Origin of the sequence: Pseudoalteromonas sp. DL-6, assembly GCF_004328665.1 — a bacterium.
Taxonomy (GTDB): domain Bacteria; phylum Pseudomonadota; class Gammaproteobacteria; order Enterobacterales; family Alteromonadaceae; genus Pseudoalteromonas.
On sequence record NZ_CP019770.1, the window covers coordinates 1,662,075 to 1,683,579 of the forward strand.

Sequence of the window (21,505 nt, forward strand, 5' to 3'; positions counted from 1 at the left end):
GGATGTTTTGCGTACTGAAACCACCAAAAAAGTTCAATAAATACACTTTAAGAGCAAATATTAAACAAAAAAATTATTGGCATGTTCACTGCAATTAGTAAATCGACGTTTGATGAATCTATCGAACATTAGATTTTATTTTTTAAAGGAGCTATACAATGATTAAAACACTTTCTCTTTCTGCACTTGCTTTAGCAACACTGGGTTTTAATTCAGCAGCACAGGCTGATGTTACCGACATGGACTCTCCACGTATTTATACGGGTATTGGTTACGGCCAATATTCATTTCAGTTTGAAGATAGCGAAAACGACACCGATTTCGATGACGACGCGCAAATGTTAAAAGGTTATATCGGTACTCAATTTAATGAACATTTAAGCCTTGAACTTGCCTATCAAAATTTTGATGAAGTGAGTGACATAGACAGTAAAGCAGAAATTGATGGGGTATCACTAGCAGCGCGTTTTGCAGCGCCAATCACTGAAGATTTTTCTGTTTATGCAAAAGGCGGTTGGTTTGAATGGGATGCTGATTTAACTCAAGAACTACCAGTAGGCAGCGTTAGCGTATCACAAGACGGTGGTGACGTATTTTATGGTGCAGGTATTGAATATGCTTTCACAACCAATATGCAAGTGCGTTTAGAGTATGAGCGTTACGAATTAGATGATGATATTGATCCAGAAATGGACGTTGCGTCAGTATCTTTCCAATATATGTTTTAATAACAACTCAATAGTTGCAATGTAAGGGTAAGGCTAGGTTTAGCCTTGCCCTTTTTTATTCCACATTTAAACCAATCAGTCTAAACTCTCTTTATGCTGATTATATTAAGCTAATGCCACCAATGGTAATTACAGGTAGAATACCCCCCTATTTTATTTGTTAGCGAGCATTATGAGCGATTATCAGATTTCGGCTATTGGCCATATCCAATCACCGTATAAACAAAAATTTGCCATTCCTAGACAACCTCGATTAGTGCCAGAAGCAAAAGCTAAACTAATTTTTGCTGCAGATTTTAATCGTGAAGAATTTGTTCGTGGTTTAGATGAATTTAGCCACATTTGGCTGTTATTTCGTTTTCATGAAACCGCGGATAAAGGCTATTCAGCAATGGTGCGCCCGCCGCGCCTTGGTGGTAATGAACGTAAAGGCGTTTTTGCTACCCGCGCCACATTCAGACCTAACGCTATAGGGATGAGTGCTGTTAAGTTAGAGGGAATTGAATACAAAAATGGGCAGTTAGCGTTATTGCTCGCCGGTATTGATTTACTTGATGGTACACCTATTGTTGATATTAAGCCTTATTTGCCCTATTCAGACTCATTACCCGATGCCAGTGCAGGCTTTGCCGACACGCGCCCAGAAACTCACATGAGTGTTGAATTTAGTGAGCAAGCTTTGGAATTTATAAATAAACAAAGCCACTATCCTGAGCTACAAGCGTTTATCAGCAATGTGCTAAAACAAGATCCTCGCCCAGCGTATAAAAAGCAAAAACAAGGCATGCAAAGTTATGGTATGAATTTGTATGAATACAACATTACCTGGCAAGTGACTGACTCTCATCATCTGGTTACTCATATAGAGCCCAGTTAAACTAACTTTAAAACCCTGCTATGGCTATAAAATGCGATAAAAAATCACTTAGCGCTTTAGTGTCAATGCATCCGCTGGTAAACTGAGCGCCTTAATTAAAAGAACATATTACTCTATTTCGGAAAAAACATGCGTACTAGTCAATATATACTCGCTACACTTAAAGAAACGCCATCAGATGCGGAAATTGTATCGCATCAATTAATGCTTAGAGCCGGAATGATCCGTCGCGTCGCTTCGGGTTTATACACTTGGCTACCCTCTGGTTTACGTGTGCTTAGAAAAGTAGAAAACATTGTACGCGAAGAAATGGATAAAGCAGGCGCAATTGAAATGCTAATGCCAGTAATTCAACCGGCTGACTTATGGGAAGAATCGGGCCGCTGGAGTGAGTTTGGTCCTGAGCTTATGCGCTTTACTGATCGTCACAATCGTGAATTTGCCATGGGTCCTACCCATGAAGAAGTGATCACCGATTTTGTCCGCAAAGAAATTAACAGCTACAAGCAACTGCCTATTACTTTGTACCAAGTACAAACTAAAGTACGTGACGAACGTCGTCCGCGCTTTGGTGTTATGCGTGCTCGTGAATTTACTATGAAAGATGCCTACTCATTCCATTTAACCGATGAATGTTTAGATGCAACTTATCAAGTTATGCACAAAGCCTACTGTAATATTTTTGAACGTTTAGGCCTTGATTTCCGCCCTGTTATTGCTGATACCGGCTCTATAGGCGGTAGTGTATCGCATGAGTTTCACGTACTTGCTGAATCTGGCGAAGACGCTATTGCCTTTAGTGATGCCAGTGACTACGCCGCTAATATTGAAAAAGCAGAAGCGCTAGCGCCAACTGAATCGCGCCCTGAAGCAAGCAAAGAGCTAAAAGCATTCCCAACGCCTGATGCTAAAACAATTAATGAGCTGAAAAAACACTATGGTGTAAAACCACATCGCGGTGTTAAAACACTGATTGTTTATGGCGCCCCTGATGAAGACGGAAAACGTGGCTTAGTTGCACTAGTACTGCGTGGCGATCACGAGCTTAATGAACTTAAAGCTGAAAAACACCCACTGGTTGCTGCACCACTAGAAATGGCAACCGAGGCAGATATTGTGGCTGCCATTGGCGCAAAACCGGGTTCTTTAGGCCCTGTTGGCTTAAACATGCCAATTATTGTTGATAGAACGGCGAATGTAATGGCTGATTTTGTAGCTGGTGCCAACAAAGACGATGAGCACTTTAGTGGTATTAACTGGGATCGCGACGTAACAGACTACGAGGTTGCTGATATCCGTAATATTGTTGAGGGCGATCCTAGCCCGTGTGGTCAAGGCACGTTGCAAATTAAGCGCGGTATTGAAGTTGGTCATATTTTCCAACTAGGTACTAAGTACTCAGAAGCAATGAAAGCAGGTGTATTAAGCGAATCAGGTAAAAACCAAATAATGACTATGGGTTGTTATGGAATTGGTGTATCACGTATTGTTGCTGCAGCTATTGAGCAAAATAACGACCAATACGGTATTACATGGCCTAAAGCTATCGCGCCTTTCGATTTAGCAATTGTGCCAATGAATATGCATAAATCGCATCGTATTCCTGATATTGCTAATAACCTATACCAAGGTTTAAAAGATGCAGGCTTAGATGTGCTATTTGATGACCGTAAGGAGCGCCCTGGTGTTATGTTTAACGACATGGAATTACTTGGTGTGCCTTACACGCTTGTAATTGGTGAGCGTAACCTTGATGAGAATAAGGTAGAACTTAAAAACCGCCGCACTGGCGAAAAGCTAATGATAGATATTGATAGCGCGATTGAAACTATTAAAGCGCAATTTAACGCATAAGCTTAAAGTTAATTAAAAAACCGCTGTATGATTTTTTCATACAGCGGTTTTTTTATTAATTGCTTATAAAACAAGGTTCGCTTATCTAGTACTCTTTAAACACAAAACTAAAGCTAGGCATATAGTACTCTCTCATCATGATAATTTATAAAAAAAGGTCGCTGTGCGACCTTTTTAAATACTTTGCAATTAAAATGGTTATCTAAACAACACGTCTTCACGGTTAAACCATTTAACACAAAATGCCAATAGTGCACCGGCTATCAGTGCCGTAGCCAAAAATATCAATCCCACCAGCGTGTAATCGACTGTGCCTTTAATAATTTCTTTAATTGCTAAGGCGACGTTAGTAACCGGAATAAAGGCTGTTTTAGCGGTCAGTTCCATATTAGGCATTATGGAAATAATAATTGGGAAAAATACCACCATACTTAATGGCGTCATGTAATTTTGTGCTTCTTTAAACGAACGTGCATAGATTGATATAGCCAATGCTAATGCGGAAAAAATAGCTGCAATTGGCAATAACAATACAAAAATCATCAGCAAGTCTGTAATACCTAATGTACTAAACGCGGCTTTAATAAACTCTAGATCAGCAAATGCGAGTGCTAATGCTATCCAACACCCCATACTAATCACGGTGATAGTAGTTGATGCGATTGAAGTAGTGAGTAGAGTTATAAATTTACCCAATACTAGCTCTGTACGAGTAATTGGCGTAAGTAGTAAAGTTTCTAACGTGCCACGTTCTTTTTCGCCGGCGCCTAAATCAATTGCTGGGTAAGTTGCCCCCATTAGCACTAGCGGGATAAGTAAATAAGGTAAAAACCCACCCACTTTTTCACCTAAGTTTTCACGTTTATCTGCAGTATCTACTTTAACTACATTAATTGGCTTTAAAATAGATTCTTGTGCGCTTTTATCGATACCAAAGCTCAATAGTTTACTTTCTTGAAGTGTATCGCTGTATTCTTTTGCGAGTTCTTTTACACGCTCAAATAAGAAATTTATTGATTTTGAATCATTAAATACAACTTGCCATTCACTTTGCTTTTTATCATTTAATGTTTGTACTGCATCGCTTGGTAAGTATATTCCCATGTCGATATCGCCAGCAGTTACTCCTGCTTTTAGCTCCTCAACACTATTAAAAGTTTTAACGCCTTTATATAATTCAAAGCTTTTATGATAAAACACTTTATCAGTAAATTCTGGGGCAAAGTCGCCATTGATAATCGCATAAGTATTCACTTTTTGCTCTGCATCAAGCGCGGCTTGCGAAGAGATAAACGCAACCACAGCAAATAACAACGGAAAAACCACAATCGGAAATACCACCACAAACAACAAGGTTTTTTTATCGCGTAGCAGCTCGGTTAATTCCTTTTTAAATACCTCAAACATCTTGCTTCTCCGTTAATATGTTCATAAACGCTTGGTTTAATTCTTCGCTGTTACCCGCTTGTTTAAATTCAGCGAGGGTGCCATCAAAACAACTTATACCTTCATTAATAACCGCTACACGGTCGCATAAAAGTGCAACTTCATCTAAATGGTGCGTTGAGAAAATAACCGGAGTTCCTTGTGCTTTTAAGCCTTTAATAAAGTTAATTACTGTTTGCGTGGTCATAATATCAAGCCCGGTAGTTGGCTCATCAAGAATAACAACATCTGGGTGATGCACTACAGCACGCGCTATATTGGCTTTTTGTTTCATACCGGTTGATAAGTTTTCAGCGCGCTTATCAATAAATTTATGCATATCGAGTAAGGTAAATAACTCTTCACAGCGTGCCTTGATTGCTTGCTTGCTCATGCCATGTAGCTTTGCAAAATATTCGATATTTTCTTTTACCGTTAGACGGCCATATAAACCAGTAGAGCCAGACAAAAACCCGATAGATTTACGCCCAATGAGTGGCTTTTTAATTATGTCATTTCCAGCAATAGTAATACTGCCATCATCCGGTTTTAATGCGGTTGAAATCATTCTTAAGGTGGTGGTTTTACCCGCGCCATTAGGCCCTAATAGCCCTAATACTTCGCCTTTTGCACAGCTAAAGCTGACATTTTTAACCGAGTGAAAATAATCTTTATCTTCGCGTGGGTCTATTTCATCTGTTTTATTTTTTTTATGATCTTTAGTGAGCTTAAACTTCTTTTTAAGCGCGGTGACTTCTATCATTTTCGTGTCCTTCGTTTCGGTCTAAAATAGTCCGTGTTGTCGTAAAATGATGAATTGTTATTCTCCTCACACCAACCAGGAACACCTAATAAGGGTAAGGGTGAAAGCTGTTTATTATCGGCTAAACAATCATCGTTTTTAATCATCTCATAAAGTCGCTGATCTAGGTACTGGTATTGCGTTACTAAATCTTTACAAAATATTTCATCCGGCACACTTACAAATAAGGCTTTGCCTGTGAGCCCAATATAAGGCTTAGTCAACATTTCATAATTAGCATGGCCAAACATAAATGGCGCTATGGTTTTACCCCACAGCTCTCTATGCTCTATAAACGCTGTTTTCCATTGGTGGTCTCTTAACCACTCTTTCCACTGTGATTCACTAATAGCTAAAACCACACCGCATTCGTCAAATAGGGTTAAAGCGTTACGATGTTTACTACGCTGTTTTAATCCATGCAACGCTATTTCATCAACATGACGCTGATTAATAAGGGCTTTTGTTTTTGGAAATAAGCACCAAATAAAACCACCAAACAGATCATGCCAATTTTGTTGGCGCGTGGGGACTTCCCCTGTTTCAAAAATGACTTGTTCATAATAACGCTCTGCAAAGTCAACCTTGGCATCATCGACAAAACGAATGGGGAGATTATTTGCGTTTATGGCGTTTAAGTACGGGGAAAAATACGCAGGTTCAGGCCAGTCTGATTGTTGATGAATTTTAAACAACTGACGTAAGTGAGCAAATGCCCCTGTGTTTAGGCTAGTTGCTTGGAATTGTTCTGGGGGAGTAAAACGCTTCATTGTTACCTTTACTGTACATTTTTATCCCTAACAGTTTACCGCAAAAACTGGTTCTAATTAACAGAAGTTCATATACTAACGCCACTTAGAACAAAAAAAGAGCCAATATGAAACGTTATTTTTCTTTGACCTTAATCACAACCGCAATTTTAGCAGGTTGTGCAACAACAAGTATCACTTCTGACGATGTCGCTAAAGGCTATAACAGCATTCAAGCCGATGAAATTGCAAAGCACGTAAAAGTGTTAGCTTCTGATGAATTTGGTGGCCGTGCCCCTTCATCTGAAGGTGAAAAGCTTACGCTTGATTACTTAACAAAAGAATTTACTGCATTGGGTTTTGAACCGGGTAACGGTGATAGCTTTTTCCAAGAAGTACCGCTTGTATCATTAGAAGCAGACTCAGACATGGTGCTTAATATTGGCGGTAAAGACTACCAATACAAAAAAGACATGGTAATGGGTAGTAGCCGTATAAGTGCGCAAGAAGGGATTGAAAATTCAGAGCTGGTATTTGTCGGCTACGGTGTTAACGCACCTGAATATAATTGGAATGATTACGAAGGCCTAGATGTTAAGGGTAAAACCGTCGTGATGCTGGTAAATGATCCTGGTTTTGCAACTAAAGATCCTGATTTATTTACCGGCGATGCCATGACCTACTATGGCCGTTGGACTTATAAATACGAAGAAGCAAGCCGTCAAGGTGCAGCGGGCGCTATTATCATTCATGAAACGGCTCCTGCTTCTTACCCTTGGTCAGTGGTTGAGAACTCGTGGAGTGGCGAGCAGTTTGGTTTTGTAAAAGATAATAACAACATGGATCGTGTTGCTGTTGAAGGTTGGGTTACTGTTGATGTAGCAAAAGAGCTATTTACTAAAGCAGGCCTTGATTTTGATACTGCTAAAGCAGAAGCAGCTAAAGGCGCTTACCATGTAGATATGGGCGATTTAGCTGCCACTGTGAATGTAAAAAATACCATCAAAAAATCGGTATCTTATAACTTTATTGCCACTCTTCCTGGTAGTAAAACGCCAGATGAGCATGTTATTTACTCTGCGCATTGGGATCATTTAGGAACAGATAAAAATCGTAAAGGCGATCAAATTTACAATGGTGCCCATGATAATGCGACAGGTACTGCCGGTATGATCGAAGTGGCTGAAGCTTTTACCAAACTAGGTAAACGCCCTGACCGCTCAATGACCTTTTTAGCGGTAACCGCTGAAGAACAAGGCTTGCTTGGCTCAAAATATTACGCCGCTAACCCGGTTATTCCAGCAAATAAAACCGTTGCTAATATTAATATGGATAGCTTAAACCTATTAGGAAAAGTAAAAGATATTAGTGTGGTGGGTATTGGTAAATCGCAAATGGATGAACTATTAGCAACGGCTGCAAAGGAGCAAGGCAGAACAGTATCGGGCGACCCTAAGCCATCTTCAGGTGGTTACTACCGCTCTGATCACTTTGCCTTTGCCAATATGGGTGTACCTGCTATGTATGCCGGTGGTGGTTCAGAAGCATTTGACGAAGAAACGGCTAATTATCGCAAGCGTATGAGTTTAGTATTGCGCGGTTGTTACCACCAGCCTTGTGATAGATATCGTGATGAGTGGGATTTATCAGGTGCGGTTCAAGATTTACAACTATTTTATAAAGTAGGTTTTGATATTTCACAGCAAACTCAATGGCCTACTTGGAATGAAAACTCAGAGTTTCAACGTAAATAAACGTTCTCAAGTAACCACCTAAATGATATTGATTATCATTTAATAAAATAGTACAGTGCGATCTAGTTTATTAATTAGGTCGTACTGTATGTTTTTAACAGAACATTTGGGAGTTATTTCGCCAGCTGCAAAACGTGTTTTTCATCAAAATAAACGCCTAATTTTACCACTGTTAATTTTAGTTTGTTTAGCCCTGCCCAGCTTACGCACTATAACAATCACTGCACTTAGTGATGCTTTTTTTCAAGTCAGTGTGTTTGTTGCTGCGACCCTATTTATTTACTACTACGCGATTGATCATTTACCCCAACTAGAGCTTCGTTATCTAAATGCTAAGTCTCCTGTGTTAGAGGTCAGCTTTGCTGCTTTTTTAGGTATGCTGCCAGGCTGTGGTGGTGCAATCATTGTGGTGACTCAATTTACAAAAGGACAAGCAAGCTTTGGGGCTATTGTCGCGGTATTAACAGCCACTATGGGTGATGCTGCGTTTTTATTATTAGCTACACGCCCTACTGACGGGTTAACAATAATGGCCATAGGCTTAGTCGTTGGAACGCTAGCAGGCTTGCTAGTTAATAAACTACATAAAACGGGTTATTTATGCCCTACCAATCAAAAGCAAACACAACCGGTGACTGTATTGCCAACCAGAATAATAAAGTTGAGCAAGCCTATTTGGTTAATGGCTATTATTCCTGGATTATTGATTGCTTTTATACTGGCGTTTAATATTGATTTAAGCCAATTTGGCAATCATGTAGTAAATGCGGTCAGCTTTTTTGGTGCTTTAATGGCACTATTTGTGGTGTTTATGTGGGCGCTATCATCAAAAGGTGAAAGCTATAAAGAAGTAACCTCAGAAGATGATGTATGCAGTCCGCCTTCAAAAATAACAAAAGTACTTCAAGATACTCATTTTGTAACTGCGTGGGTGGTTGCCTCCTTTGTGTTATTTGAACTACTGGTTACCGTGTTTGGCCTTGATTTAAAAACATGGTTTTTAAATTTTGCCTATTTAGCACCGTTTATTGCGGTATTAATTGGCTTTTTACCCGGTTGTGGACCGCAAATCATTGTCACCACTTTATACATTCAAGGCGTGATACCGTTTAGTGCTTTAGCTGCGAACGCCATTTCTAATGATGGCGATGCGCTTTTCCCTGCCATTGCTATGGCACCCAAAGCGGCCATTATTGCCACACTATATACCGCAGTTCCGGCGTTATTAGTGGGTTATGGACTGTATTTTTTCAGCTAAATCGCTTTACCTTTTATTAATTTACTTTTCAAGATATAAAAAAACCAGCTAATTTGCTGGTTTTTTTATTAACAACTTAATGAAAAAGATTAGCGCATTGCCATCATCATTTTAGCTGGTTGCTCTAAGTATTCTTTCCATAAATTGTTAAAGCGCGCTATCGTGCCGCCATCAATTACACGGTGATCACCTGACCAACTTACTTGCATAATTGCACGTGAAACTACCTGCCCATGCTGATCAAAGCGTGGAAGGTGCTGTAATTTACCAAGTGCCACAATCGCGACTTCTGGCTTATTTATGATTGGCGTTGCAATAGTGCCGCCAATTGCACCAATGTTAGAAATGCTAATAGTGCCACCTTTTAAATCATCAGGTGCAACTCGCCCTTCGCGAGCAGAATCAGTAAGCTGAGTTAAACTGTTAGCAACCTCTACAATGCTTTTAGTTTGACAAGCTTTAATATTAGGCACTAATAAACCCACTTTAGAATCTACCGCAACTCCAATGTTATGATCGTCATAGTAAGTAATTTCGCTACAATCATCATTTACTTTTGAGTTAAGTACTGGAAATTGACTCATAGCCAACGATAACGCCTTAATAAAGAATGGCATCATAGTTAACTTAACGCCCTGAGCTTTATATTGCTCTTTCAGATCAGTTCGAAGTGCAATTAAATCAGTTAAGTCAATTTCATCACTGTAGGTAAAATGTGGAATAGTAGAAACCGACGCTATCATTTGTTTTGCCATGGCCGCTTTAATACCTTTAATCGCTTCTGTTCGCGTTCCACCTGTGCTCGCTGTATGTTCAGTACTGCTGGTTTTTTTACTCTCAGAAGCTTGTGGTTTATTAAGCTCAGAAGTATCCATACCAGATGGCACTTCATTTTTTATAAACGCTTCAATATCTTGTTTATAAATACGACCATTTTTACCACTGCCTGGTACGCAAGTTAAATCTACATCAAGCTCTCGCGCTTTACGTCTAACCGCAGGTGAGGCAACTGCTTTTTCGTTAACAATCGCAGTTTGTGGTTGTGTTTGTTTAACCGGTGCATCGGTAGTTGCATTGCTTTGTGCTTTTACGACCGCTTGATTAACATCAACATATTCTTTTGCAGCTTGACCTGCTATGGTCATTTGAAACAACGGGCTGTGTACTTTGGCAATTTCACCTTTTTGATAATATAGCTTTTGTACAGTACCGGTATATTTAGCCGGTATCTGTACCAACGCTTTATCAGTCATTACATCACAAACAGCTTGGTCTTCTTCAATCTCATCGCCTTCTGCTACTAACCACTCTACAATTTCACACTCAACAATACCTTCACCAATATCGGGTAAGATAAAATCTTCTAAGTGTTCACGAGTAGATGTTGGTGCCGATGATGTTTCAGTCTTTTCGCTGGGTGCTTCCCCGGCAACATCCATTGCAAATAATGGCGCATGCACTTTAGCAATATCGCCTTTTTTGCAATGCAGCTTAGTGATCACCCCATCGTGTACCGCAGGAATTTGCACTAAGGCTTTATCTGTCATCACATCACAAATAGGCTGATCTTCTTTTACTGTATCACCTTCTTGTACCAGCCATTCGACTACTTCGCATTCAACAATGCCTTCACCAATGTCGGGTAATATAAAATCTTTAGCCATGGAAACCCCTAAAAGTTCACTGATTGTTTAATTGCGGCCATTACTTTCAATGCATCTGGAACATATTCTTTTTCAAGCGCCAGCGGGTATGGTGTATCTAAACCACAGACACGTAAAATAGGTGACTCTAAATGCAAGAAACACTCTTGAGCGATGGTTGCCGCAATTTCGGCGCCAAAACCATTAGTAATAGGTGCTTCATGACTAACAATAAGCCGACCCGTTTTTGTCACTGATTTAGCAATCGTTTCAACGTCCCACGGTAAAATACTACGAAGGTCAATCACCTCACAGCTAATACCTTGCTCGCTGGCTTGTTTAGCGGCTGCTTCTACGATTTCCATTTGTGCGCCCCACGCCAATAAAGTAACGTCAGTGCCCTCTTGAACTACCTCAGCTTTACCTAGTTCAATGCTGTAATCTTCTTCTGGCACTTCACCCGTAGATGCACGATATAAACGTTTTGGCTCAAAAAATAGCACTGGGTTATCGTCTTTAATACATGCGCGAAGTAAGCCTTTAGCTTGATAAGGGTTACGTGGCACGACAATTTTTAACCCTGGTGTATGGGCAAAATACGCTTCTGGCGATTGCGAGTGATACAAACCACCAGCAATACCGCCGCCGTAAGGTGTGCGTATTGTTAGATTACCCACGTTGAATTCATTACCACTACGGTAACGAAACTTAGCCGATTCATTCACTATTTGGTCAAACGCAGGAAAGATGTAATCAGCAAATTGAATTTCTGCAAGCGCGGGTGCACCAAATGCAGCCAAGCCATTAGCAAAACCTAGAATGCCTTGCTCTGTAAGCGGCGTGTTGAATACACGGTGCTTTCCGTATTTTTCTTGTAAGCCTGATGTTGCTCTAAAAACGCCGCCAAAATAACCCACGTCTTCACCAAAAATACACGCTTGAGGGTGTTCATTCATGGTGATATCTAAAGCAGAATTAATTGCATGTAGCATGTTCATTTTAGCCATTACTTAATTCTCCCTGCTGTTGTTGGATAGGCATCAGGATGAGCTTTTATATGTGTTTTAAGCTCATCATATTGGCGTTGTAAAGATGGAATTGGCGTGTCATACACATCAGAAATTAATTCTTCTAAGGCTGGTTTATCAATTACTTCAGCCCGTTTAAGCGCCGCTAAAATATCATCACGAATTGTTTCTTTGGCTTTTATATCTTCTGCATCATCTAACCAGTTTTGTTTCACTAGCCATTTTCTAAAGCGCTCAATTGGGCACGCTTTATAGTTTGCTTCTTCGTCTTTTGACCGGTAGCCACTAGGGTCGTCTGATGTTGAGTGCGCCCCTAAACGATAGGCTATCGATTCAATCAGTACAGGTTCACCTTGAGTTGCTGCAATTTCTCGGGCTTTTTTAGTTGCTGCATAAACAGCGAGTGCATCGCTGCCATCAACACGTATGGTTTTAATACCATACCCTACGCCACGCGATGCAATACCATCACCTTTAAATTGTTCATCAGCTGGGGTAGAAATAGCATAACCATTATTACGTGCAAAAAAGATAACCGGTGCCTTGTGCACTGCAGCCATGTTAAGACCTGCGTGAAAATCACCTTCTGAAGCGGCACCTTCACCAAAATAACAAATGGTGACGTTATCAATAGTGCTTGCTAGTTCACCTGTTTTAGCATCGATATGTTTTACTTTTTGACCGTATGCGTAACCGGTGGCCTGTGGAATTTGAGTTCCTAATGGCGATGAAATTGTCATGTAGTTAAGTGCTTTAGAACCATAATGGATCGGCATTTGACGGCCTTTACCAAGATCTAATTCGTTAGAAAACATCTGATTCATAAATTGGTCAAGCGTAAAACCACGGTAATGCAACGCCGCTTGCTCACGGTATTGCGCCATAATCATATCATCTTGATCAAGGGCTGCCGCAGAGGCTGTTACGGCAGCCTCTTCACCTAAACACTGCATGTAAAAGCTAACACGGCCTTGGCGTTGAGCACCCTGCATACGTTCATCCAATAAACGAATAAAACGCATGGTTTCGTATAATTTAATAGCGGTTTGTTTAGAAATGTCAGGTGCAGGAGCACTAGGATGAATGTCGCCGTCCTCAGTTAAAATACTAAGGGTTGGAATATTAAGCGCGTGGCCGTCGATGAACTCAAGCTCATGGTTAATATTCAGCGATACGTTATTGGGATTACTCATAACCTACCTTCTCTTGTTGTCGGTATCACAGTGCCCCTTTAAATTATTATTATGGGTGATTGTTGCTGAATAAACTTTGCAACATCTGCACTGTATTTAATTAAAGCTGCCAACACTTTACGTTAACGTAAAGTGTTATTCAACAAAACTGTGACCAAACAAAAGTAAATATTGAGCAAAAAACTGGCAAGTTAACTATACATAAAATTAACCACTTATTAATCAGTTGGTTAAACTTTAATAACAAGTGGTCTGATGTGTTGAATTAACTAAAGCGGCTGTCTACTTGCATAGGGACAACCGTTAATAGTGCACGTTGTCCAATAGCAACTTGTGCGTTAGGAAAAATAATCGCTTCCCCTTCTACGTCCGCATAAATTGCATTATCACCATCAGTTGCTAAAAGCTCACCCTTTGCAAAGCCTGTAAAGTTCTCGGCATCATCAGAAAACGGAAAGCTAAAGTTTTGTTCTGTTCGGTTAATTGTGCGATGAACAGAAAACAACTCAAAGTCATTTGCATTAAATTTAGGGTATTCCACTTCTTTTTGACTAATTAATGCAGTTAATGTTTGCTTGGTTTTTGCAAAGCGTGACATGTCGTTTTCACCAAAGGGTTTTACTTGCCCAAGCTCAACGGTAAACGAATCAGCCCCATGCACAAACGATGAATAGTAGCTAAACGTGGTAGCAGGTGATTTCATCATTAATACCGTATTCACACCACAACTTAATAAAAATTGCAGTTGCGACTTTTTCCACGGCTTACCATGTAAAAATGGGTAAACAGCAAACTTTTCATTTTTAGAACCACGAATAGCGGTATGTAAATCATAATGACAGCGATACGTGTCCTGCTCTGAGCGTGCATAAAAATCGCTAACGTAATGTTCAAGTTTTGCAGCACGAACACGTTCGTCGTTCATCGCAATGCCATCAACAGTATGGTAACCGTTAAACAAGCGGTTTAAGTTCTCTTCTACAAAGCGTTTACCAATATTAATTGACTGAGGGTTACCAAAAATAAATAAAACCCGTTGTTGTAATTCAAGTTGCCCACTAATAATGTGTTTAATCAGTTCATCGCAAATTTCAATGGGGGCTGTTTCATTGCCATGAATGGCACTTGAAAGCACCACATTCTTTGACGTTATACAATCAGGTTCAAACTCAATCACACCGGTATCATGCACAGTTACTTGCGTATTATTATTAAGGGTAAATTGGCCTGCATCCAAATGCCATTCATGGTTTCGAGAAAGGGTTAAAAAATCACCATCATGTTTTAATTGATTAATATATTCTGAAGTGGCTGACATCACTATAAAGCCCTTTTTGTTTTATAAATTGTAGATACAAAAACGGCTGAATAAATCAGCCGTTTTTAATTTTAATAGCAGATTAGCTAATTACTGAATCAACCAGTTTTTTAGCTTCTTTTTCTAATAAGGCTAAGTGCTCTTCGCCTTTAAATGATTCTAGATATATTTTATATATATCTTCAGTACCTGAAGGACGCGCTGCAAACCAGCCGCTTTCAGTTACTACTTTTAAACCACCAATTGCCGCATTATTACCTGGCGCATGAGTAAGTTTTTGTAAAATGGCTTCACCCGCTAAGGTATCTGCTTTTACGTCATTTGCACTGAGCGCTTTTAATCGTGATTTTTGCTCAGGCGTTGCCGGCGCATCTAAACGTTTATAAAGTGGCGCACCAAACTCTTGTTCTAGCTCTTTATATAACGCAGACGGTGTTTTACCTGTAACTGCAAGAATTTCAGCGGCAAGTAGCCCCATGATAAAGCCATCTTTGTCTGTACACCAAACGCTGCCATCAAAACGTAAAAAAGCAGCACCAGCACTTTCTTCACCACCAAAAGCCAATTTACCTTTATTTAACCCCTCAACAAACCATTTAAAACCAACCGGCACTTCTTTAACTTTACGGTTATTACGCTCAGTGACTTTATCAATCATTGAGCTAGAAACGAGGGTTTTACCAATTTCAACACTGGCATCCCAGTCACGATGTGTTAGCAAATAATCAATGGCTACCGCTAAAAAGTGATTTGGGTTCATTAATCCGTCTGGTGTTACTATGCCATGGCGGTCATAATCAGGGTCATTACCTATCGATAAATCAAAATCATCTTTAAGGGCAATTAAATTCGCCATTGAATAAGGCGATGAGCAATCCATACGAATTTTGCCATCTTTATCCAGCGGCATAAATGCAAAACGCGGATCAACACTGTCATTCACAACGGTTAAATCTAGATTATATTTTTTAGCAATCACTGGCCAAAAGTTAATGCCTGAACCACCTAATGGATCGATACCAATTTTAATACCTGCATCACTAATCGCTTTTAAGTTAACAATGTTTTCTAGATCATTAATGTACGGTGTCATTAAATCTTCATAGCGGATAAAACCAGAACGCGACGCTTTAGCAAACGGAAACAGTTCTACTTCAACTAGGTCTTCGAGTAAAAGCTGATTGGCTCTATCTTCAATCCATTTTGTTACATCTGTATCTGCAGGACCGCCGTTAGGTGGGTTGTATTTAAAACCGCCATCTTCCGGTGGATTATGAGACGGAGTAACAACAATGCCATCGGCTAATTCATTCGGGTGGTTTTTATTGTAGCTAACAATAGCGTGACTAATTACCGGTGTTGGTGTGAAGTCGCCATTTTCTTGGGTGATCACTTGCACTTCGTTAGCAACCAGCACTTCTATCGCTGAGTTAAAGGCCGCTTCGCTTAACGCGTGGGTGTCTTTACCTAAAAATAATGGACCAAATATATCGTTTTGCTTTCTGTAATCACAAATAGCTTGGGTAATTGATAATATATGTGACTCATTAAATTTCACATCATACGCACAACCACGGTGCCCTGAGGTTCCAAAGGCAACACAATGTTCTGGGTTTTGCTCTAGATCAGGCTCATTTAAATAATACGCAGACACTAGCTTTGGTACATTCACTAAAACCGATTGTGGTGCAGTTTTGCCTGCGCCGGAATGAATTGCCATGGTATTTCCTTAAAGATAATCACGAATTTTTTCAGCTTGCTCATTGCTATAGCCTAAGCTAAGTGCAACTTCATGCAGCATCATTTTTTTACGTGTAGTATTCGAATTGGTCATCACCCAATATTCACTGTCGGTGATGTTTTTAGGGTTCATACTACTGCCGCTATTGACTAAGTCTTCTTTACTGGTCGCAAAATAAACACGATCGCGGCCTTTTATATCTAGCACTGCTGAAAAGTCAGTTTTGTGCGTTCGGTAAAATGCACTTAATATAAATAAGAAACGACCAACAACACCTTTTTGCATTGCCAGTTCTTCTTTATTTAAAATATTAAATACGTTTGCATTCTTTTTATTTACTGGCGCTTTCGCCACAGAGGCTGGCTGTTCAACGACAGCTACTTGTTGTTCTTCAGATGAATTAGACACACTAACGGTTTCATTTTTATGATCAGTGTCTGATTTTGTGGTGTGAATTTTTTCGCCGCTGAGATTTAATAAACGACGTAAAATAGTCGATGCACTTTCACCAATACTCTGGGTATTGCTAGCAATGTACTGATATAACTCGTCGTCTATGTCGATTTGTTTCATGTTCTTCCTGTCATTACGGGTCACATTTTTCTTTCGATATGATTATACCCAATCCAGTTAGAAATGCGAGTTACAACCCACGCTACCCTAAACATATAATTAATAATGACCAAATAATCAGGGAGCTAGCTATCTTTGCATCCAGCGTTTAAATAATATCTGTATTTTTTGCTTTTTAAGTTAATGCTCGGCAAACTATGCGCAAAATTATGGGAGATGTTTATGCAATTAAATTACAAACAAATTGGTCAAGGTTCTGATGTTGTTTTGATCCATGGACTGTTTGGCTCTTTAGAAAATCTTAATGTGATTGCAAAGCCATTAAGTGAACACTTTCGCGTAACCAATGTCGATTTACGAAACCATGGTCTTTCCCCGCACAGTGATGAAATGGATTACTTAGCCATGGCCAATGATATTGTGCAATTAATGGCGACATTAAAAATACAAAAAGCACACCTTATAGGGCATTCTATGGGTGGTAAAGTGGCGATGCAAGTTGCATTAACCCATAGCGAGTTGGTTGACAAATTAGTGGTACTTGATATTGCCCCAGTTAGCTACCCGGCTCGTCATACCAAAATTCTTGAGGCATTAAATGCAGTAAAAAATACCGATATTGGTGATAGAAAGCAAGCTGATTTAATAATGCAACCGTATATAGAAGAGCTAGGAGTACGTCAGTTTTTATTAAAGAGCTTATATAAAAATGATGAAGGAAAATTTGTTTGGCGATTCAATTTATCAGTGCTTGATAATAAATATTCAACAATTACCGACAACATTAATGCAAATAATTCTTGTTTATGCGAAACTCTGTTTATTAAAGGTAATGACTCTGACTACATTTTAGCTGAGCACCGTGAAGCAATTAATTCGCTGTTTAAAAATGTAAGTGCAAAAATTATCCATGGTGCGGGTCATTGGTTGCATGCCCAAAAACCACAGGCTGTAAACAAAGCAATCAATGATTTTTTAACTGCAGTTTAATGTTATTTTTGTGGCGTGTTTTTGATTTATCACACTAAATAATTAAAGATTTATGTGCTATAGTACGCGCCGTTTAATTTAAAGGTTATACGTCGATGGTCAGTCAGTTTATTAACGAATTTGATACCTTAGGGTTGTATTTTGGCTTAGCAGGTATTTTTATTTTTATCGGCTTGGCAATAAAAGACGTACTGAAAAGCGGCAATGTGCCTAAATTTGGTCGTTATATTGTGTGGCTGGTACTTTTTTTAGGTTGCTCTGGCTTTATTGCCAAAGGACTTATTCAGGTATTTTGGCAAGGTGCGGGTGTAGGTTAAGCATGGCCAAGTCAGAAACAGATAGAACAACGCTTGATTTATTTGAATACGAGAAACGTCCAGGTAGACCAAAAACCAATCCCCTTCCACGGGATATGCAGTTAAAGGTCAATAAACGTAATCAAATAAAAAGAGATAAAGCACGTGGTTTAAAGCGTGTTGAATTTAAAGTTTCGTCACAGTTGTATCAGGCTTTGAGTGATATGGCAGATGCACAAAATATTAGCCGTAGTGCGTTGATCGAAACAATTTTACAAGAAAGATTGGCTATTGATAGATAAAAGGTTTAAATCCATGGCAAGTGTAGGCATTTTTTTCGGAAGTGACACAGGTAACACAGAACACGTAGCAAAAATGATCCAAAAAGAATTGGGTAAAAAGCTCGTTGCTGTGCATGACATTGCAAAAAGCTCTAAAGAAGAGATTGCTGAATTTGATCTGATCTTATTCGGTATTCCAACTTGGTACTATGGCGAAGCGCAGTGTGATTGGGATGACTTTTTTCCTGAGCTTGAAGAAGTAAGCTTTGAAGGTAAGCTAGTAGCTATTTTTGGCTGTGGCGACCAAGAAGACTATGCAGAATACTTCTTAGACGCTATGGGTATGATCAACGATATCGTAACAGAGCGTGGTGCCATTGTTGTTGGACATTGGCCAACAGACAGCTATGATTTTGAAGCATCAAAAGGTATGGCTGATGACAAGCACTTTGTAGGCTTAGGTATTGATGAAGACCGTCAGCCGGAACTAACAGAGCAACGTGTTAAACAATGGTGTGCTCAAGTATATGATGAGATGTGCTTAAGTGAGTTAGCAGATTAATCCCCCCTTTTTATGCTAACTGTTTAAAATATTATCAAACAGTTAGCATTTTCCGCGTTAATATTGATATAGATCAATTGTTCTTTGCACTTCCTGCTAAGGCACGTTATCCTAACTGTTATTGTGACGAGTACATCTTGCAAGATGTCTAGTATAACTAAATAAAATTGAGACAGATTTAATGACTGATCATAACTTGGAACTTAAAAAAGCCGGGCTAAAGGTAACTTTACCGCGTATTAAAATTTTAGAGATTCTTCAATCTCCAGATAACCAACACATAAGCGCTGAAGATGTTTACAAGGTTTTATTAGATCTAGGCGAAGAAATTGGTCTTGCGACTGTTTACCGTGTTTTAAACCAATTTGATGATGCGGGTATTGTAAGTCGTCATCATTTTGAAGGTGGTAAGTCTGTATTTGAACTTTCTGGTAGTACTCACCATGACCATTTAGTATGTTTAAAGTGTGGCAAAGTTGTTGAGTTTGAAGATGACTTAATTGAACGTCGTCAACTCGAGATTGCTGAAGAAAACGGTATTAAGCTAACTAACCACTCTCTTTACCTATACGGTGAGTGTGAAGATAAAGACGCATGTAAGGCGTTTGCACAAAACAACAGTTAATTTTTATTAATTGCATAAAAAAACCTGCTTTAAGCAGGTTTTTTTGTATCTAAAATAGAGCAGAATTACTTCTGTTCTATTTTAGCCCATGAGTCACGCAGACCTACAGTTTGGTTAAATACCACGCTCTCTGATTTAGTATCACGTGAAAAATAGCCGGTACGCTCAAACTGGAAACCTTGCGCAGGCTGTGAATTTGCCAGTGAAGGTTCTAGTTTTGCATTATTAATAACAACTAACGACTCTGGGTTTAATGTGCTTTCAAAATCTTCTGCTGCTGCAGGATTAGGAACACTGAATAAACGGTCATATAAACGTACTTCCGCCGTCACTGACTCAGGTGCTGACACCCAATGAATCACCCCTTTTACTTTACGCCCATCGCTTGGGTTTTTGCCCAATGTTTCAGGATCGTAAGTACAGTAAATAGTGGTAATTTCACCGTTATCATCTTTTTCAACACGTTCGGCTTTAATTACATAAGCACCACGTAAGCGTACTTCTTTATCAAGTACTAAACGTTTGAATTTATTGTTTGCTTCTTCGCGGAAATCTTCACGTTCAATAAAAATTTCACGGGTAAAAGGCACATCACGGCGACCCATTTCTTCTTTATTTGGGTGATTAGCAACAGACAATGTTTCAACGGTGTCGACTTGATAATTCTCAATCACGATTTTAACCGGATCAAGTACAGCCATCGCACGCGGTGCATTTTCGTTTAAGTCATCACGGATACACGCTTCAAGCATACCCATTTCAACCATATTTTCTTGTTTAGTAATACCAATACGTAAGCAAAATTCACGAATTGAAGCCGGTGTATAACCACGACGACGAAGACCCGCAATTGTTGGCATACGTGGGTCATCCCACCCTTCTACCTTATTATTTACCACTAAGTCATTAAGCTTTCGCTTTGACATAATAGTGTATTCAAGGTTTAAGCGTGAAAACTCAATTTGCTGAGGGTGACATTCAAGGCTGATGTTATCAAGTACCCAGTCGTAGAGACGACGGTTGTCTTGGAACTCTAATGTACATAATGAATGTGTTATGCCTTCAAGGGCATCAGAAATACAATGCGTGAAGTCGTACATTGGGTAAATGCACCACTTATCCGCTGTTTGGTGGTGATGAGCAAAACGAACGCGGTAAATAATTGGATCGCGCAACACCATAAATGAGCTGGCCATATCAATTTTAGCACGGAGAACACATTCACCCTCTTTGAATTCGCCGTTGCGCATTTTTTCAAATAATGCGAGGTTTTCTTCAACCGAGGTATCGCGATAAGGACTATTTTTACCTGGCTCTTTTAATGTGCCACGGTATTCACGTGCTTGATCGGCTGTTAAAAAACACACATACGCTAAACCTTTTTCAATTAGCTCAACTGCATAGCCGTAAAGCACATCAAAATAGTTTGACGAATATTTAATCTCACCATCCCAATTAAACCCTAACCACTGTACGTCTTCTTTAATTGAATTAACGTAGTTAATATCTTCTTTTTCTGGGTTTGTATCGTCAAAACGAAGGTTACATAAACCGTTATAGTCTTTGGCGATACCAAAATTTAGGCAAATTGATTTTGCATGGCCAATATGTAAAAAGCCATTTGGTTCTGGTGGAAAACGGGTATGCGTTGTGGCATGTTTTCCACTTGCTAAATCTTCATCAATTCGGGTTCTAATAAAGTTACTTGGGCGATTCTCGATTTCCGCCATAGGAGTATAAACCTCTGTATATTGCGTGATAACAAAACTAATGCATTATTACAAAAACCAAGCGTAACATACAGTAAT

At 39.4% G+C, this 21,505-nt stretch carries 20 protein-coding genes; 10 read left to right on the forward strand and 10 right to left on the reverse strand.

The window, feature by feature from the left end; genetic code table 11:
• The first annotated feature begins 158 nt into the window (after positions 1–158).
• From B1F84_RS07670 to B1F84_RS07680, 3 genes are all read left to right on the forward strand, one after another.
• Positions 159–728 carry an outer membrane beta-barrel protein gene (locus B1F84_RS07670; protein ID WP_013464990.1) on the forward strand — a complete coding sequence of 190 codons (570 nt, stop codon included), beginning with the start codon at positions 159–161 and terminating at the stop codon, positions 726–728.
• A 172-nt stretch (positions 729–900) separates the two neighbouring features.
• The gene (gene tsaA / locus B1F84_RS07675) at positions 901–1,605 is read left to right on the forward strand and encodes a tRNA (N6-threonylcarbamoyladenosine(37)-N6)-methyltransferase TrmO (RefSeq protein WP_131691067.1); all 705 of its coding nucleotides are present in this window, start codon (positions 901–903) and stop codon (positions 1,603–1,605) included.
• Positions 1,606–1,734: 129 nt separating this feature from the next.
• Positions 1,735–3,459, forward strand: coding sequence for a proline--tRNA ligase (locus tag B1F84_RS07680; protein WP_131691068.1), 1,725 nt, complete (start codon positions 1,735–1,737; stop codon positions 3,457–3,459).
• Positions 3,460–3,657: 198 nt separating this feature from the next.
• Here the strand turns inward: B1F84_RS07680 and B1F84_RS07685 are convergent, their stop codons facing one another.
• The 3 genes from B1F84_RS07685 to B1F84_RS07695 are packed head-to-tail and all read right to left on the reverse strand — an operon-like array spanning position 3,658 to position 6,456.
• On the reverse strand, positions 3,658–4,866 hold the full coding sequence (locus B1F84_RS07685; RefSeq protein WP_131691069.1) for an ABC transporter permease: 1,209 nt from the start codon (positions 4,864–4,866) through the stop codon (positions 3,658–3,660).
• Entirely contained in the window at positions 4,859–5,647 is a 789-nt protein-coding gene (locus B1F84_RS07690) for an ATP-binding cassette domain-containing protein (RefSeq protein ID WP_008113800.1), read from the reverse strand. The genes B1F84_RS07685 and B1F84_RS07690 overlap by 8 nt, the downstream gene beginning before the upstream one ends.
• Positions 5,644–6,456: a DUF3025 domain-containing protein gene (locus B1F84_RS07695; RefSeq protein ID WP_131691070.1), complete on the reverse strand. Its 813-nt coding sequence runs from the start codon at positions 6,454–6,456 to the stop codon at positions 5,644–5,646. The genes B1F84_RS07690 and B1F84_RS07695 overlap by 4 nt, the downstream gene beginning before the upstream one ends.
• A gap of 107 nt (positions 6,457–6,563) precedes the next feature.
• Here B1F84_RS07695 and B1F84_RS07700 point away from each other — a divergent pair, with 107 nt between their 5' ends.
• Entirely contained in the window at positions 6,564–8,189 is a 1,626-nt protein-coding gene (locus tag B1F84_RS07700; RefSeq protein WP_131691071.1) for a M28 family metallopeptidase, read from the forward strand.
• 88 nt (positions 8,190–8,277) lie between these two features.
• Positions 8,278–9,447 (forward strand): putative manganese transporter, encoded by a 1,170-nt coding sequence (locus B1F84_RS07705; RefSeq protein WP_076918671.1) that lies wholly within the window; start codon positions 8,278–8,280, stop codon positions 9,445–9,447.
• Between the two features lie 89 nt (positions 9,448–9,536).
• Here the strand turns inward: B1F84_RS07705 and B1F84_RS07710 are convergent, their stop codons facing one another.
• The 6 genes from B1F84_RS07710 to seqA form a co-directional block, all read right to left on the reverse strand.
• Positions 9,537–11,111 (reverse strand): dihydrolipoyllysine-residue acetyltransferase, encoded by a 1,575-nt coding sequence (locus B1F84_RS07710; RefSeq protein ID WP_131691072.1) that lies wholly within the window; start codon positions 11,109–11,111, stop codon positions 9,537–9,539.
• A gap of 8 nt (positions 11,112–11,119) precedes the next feature.
• Positions 11,120–12,097 carry a transketolase C-terminal domain-containing protein gene (locus B1F84_RS07715; RefSeq protein WP_010390106.1) on the reverse strand — a complete coding sequence of 326 codons (978 nt, stop codon included), beginning with the start codon at positions 12,095–12,097 and terminating at the stop codon, positions 11,120–11,122.
• A complete protein-coding gene (locus tag B1F84_RS07720) occupies positions 12,097–13,311 on the reverse strand; it encodes a thiamine pyrophosphate-dependent dehydrogenase E1 component subunit alpha (RefSeq protein WP_008466734.1) in 1,215 nt (404 codons plus the stop codon). Before B1F84_RS07720 ends, B1F84_RS07715 begins: the two co-directional genes overlap by 1 nt.
• Positions 13,312–13,576: 265 nt before the next feature.
• On the reverse strand, positions 13,577–14,629 hold the full coding sequence (astE, locus tag B1F84_RS07725) for a succinylglutamate desuccinylase (RefSeq protein ID WP_131691073.1): 1,053 nt from the start codon (positions 14,627–14,629) through the stop codon (positions 13,577–13,579).
• Between the two features lie 82 nt (positions 14,630–14,711).
• The gene (gene pgm, locus B1F84_RS07730; protein WP_131691074.1) at positions 14,712–16,349 is read right to left on the reverse strand and encodes a phosphoglucomutase (alpha-D-glucose-1,6-bisphosphate-dependent); all 1,638 of its coding nucleotides are present in this window, start codon (positions 16,347–16,349) and stop codon (positions 14,712–14,714) included.
• Positions 16,350–16,358: 9 nt separating this feature from the next.
• On the reverse strand, positions 16,359–16,943 hold the full coding sequence (gene seqA / locus B1F84_RS07735) for a replication initiation negative regulator SeqA (RefSeq protein WP_131691075.1): 585 nt from the start codon (positions 16,941–16,943) through the stop codon (positions 16,359–16,361).
• 222 nt (positions 16,944–17,165) lie between these two features.
• Here seqA and B1F84_RS07740 point away from each other — a divergent pair, with 222 nt between their 5' ends.
• The 5 genes from B1F84_RS07740 (at position 17,166) to fur (ending at position 19,697) form a co-directional block, all read left to right on the forward strand.
• Positions 17,166–17,933 carry an alpha/beta fold hydrolase gene (locus tag B1F84_RS07740; protein WP_131691076.1) on the forward strand — a complete coding sequence of 256 codons (768 nt, stop codon included), beginning with the start codon at positions 17,166–17,168 and terminating at the stop codon, positions 17,931–17,933.
• A 95-nt stretch (positions 17,934–18,028) separates the two neighbouring features.
• Complete coding sequence (locus tag B1F84_RS07745; protein ID WP_008113777.1) at positions 18,029–18,250, forward strand: DUF2788 domain-containing protein; 222 nt, start codon at positions 18,029–18,031, stop codon at positions 18,248–18,250.
• A gap of 2 nt (positions 18,251–18,252) precedes the next feature.
• On the forward strand, positions 18,253–18,531 hold the full coding sequence (gene ybfE / locus B1F84_RS07750; RefSeq protein WP_008113775.1) for a LexA regulated protein: 279 nt from the start codon (positions 18,253–18,255) through the stop codon (positions 18,529–18,531).
• Positions 18,532–18,544: 13 nt separating this feature from the next.
• A complete protein-coding gene (fldA, locus tag B1F84_RS07755; protein ID WP_008113772.1) occupies positions 18,545–19,072 on the forward strand; it encodes a flavodoxin FldA in 528 nt (175 codons plus the stop codon).
• A gap of 181 nt (positions 19,073–19,253) precedes the next feature.
• Complete coding sequence (gene fur / locus B1F84_RS07760; RefSeq protein WP_010390113.1) at positions 19,254–19,697, forward strand: ferric iron uptake transcriptional regulator; 444 nt, start codon at positions 19,254–19,256, stop codon at positions 19,695–19,697.
• A gap of 65 nt (positions 19,698–19,762) precedes the next feature.
• On the opposite strand, the gene glnS is transcribed toward fur, so the two are convergent.
• Entirely contained in the window at positions 19,763–21,427 is a 1,665-nt protein-coding gene (glnS, locus tag B1F84_RS07765; protein ID WP_131691077.1) for a glutamine--tRNA ligase, read from the reverse strand.
• Positions 21,428–21,505 lie beyond the last annotated feature (78 nt).